The sequence below is a fragment of the Bradyrhizobium sp. SHOUNA76 genome, from assembly GCF_023006445.1.
Lineage (GTDB): Bacteria > Pseudomonadota > Alphaproteobacteria > Rhizobiales > Xanthobacteraceae > Bradyrhizobium.
Genome location: NZ_JALBHA010001066.1, coordinates 1 through 663 on the forward strand (window position 1 = coordinate 1; position 663 = coordinate 663).

At 67.6% G+C, this 663-nt stretch carries 2 pseudogenes; both read right to left on the bottom strand.

Going from position 1 to position 663, the window contains the following annotated elements:
• A pseudogene (locus MOV74_RS39745) lies at window positions 1-330 on the bottom strand (transcriptional regulator); the annotation flags it as partial.
• Between the two features lie 202 nt (window positions 331-532).
• Window positions 533-663: pseudogene (locus MOV74_RS39750) on the bottom strand (cell envelope biogenesis protein TolA); the annotation flags it as partial.

Genomic DNA, 663 nt, shown 5'->3' on the forward strand with positions numbered 1-663 from the left:
CGCGCCGATGCCGAGCCGGTGCCGGGCCTGCTCGTCCGCGGTCATCATGGCGGACTGCTCGTCAACGCTCGCATAGCCGTCCACGAACGCGCTGCCGATCAGCCTCTCCTTGCGCCAGGCGACGCGGCAGCCCTTGCGCAGGCCGCTTGTGAAGATCAGCGTGAACTCTTCTGCGACCCATGCCGAGCTGTTGAGAGCCAGGCGCGCGCCGGTGCCGGAGACATCGCGGATCGTGCACGGCACGCTGACGATGCTGCCGCTGCCGTTGTCGAACTCGACGATGCCGGTGCGCAACGTGTGATGCCTGGCGGCGGCGCGATGATCGCTCATGACAGCTCCCGATGCTCGCGGGCAGCGTCGAACCGCGTGGCCGGCGCAGCCGCAATCGAGGCGAGACTATCGCAGAACTTTTTCCGCAACTCCTAAGCTTGCGGTGGTTTGGTCGCGACCGGACGCCATGGTAAAGGAATCCCTTTCGGGCGGACGCTTTGCGCCGACCCGCAAGGCCTTCCCGACTTATGCTGCTTGCCGATCACTCCCGCGCGCGGCGGAGGGCCTGCTCCAGCTTCATCCGCTGCTTGTCCCAGCGGGCCTGCTCGACCTCGGCCCGTTCGTCGAGCGCGGCGCGCTCGGCTTCGATCTCCTCCGCCTTGGCGTCGTGCT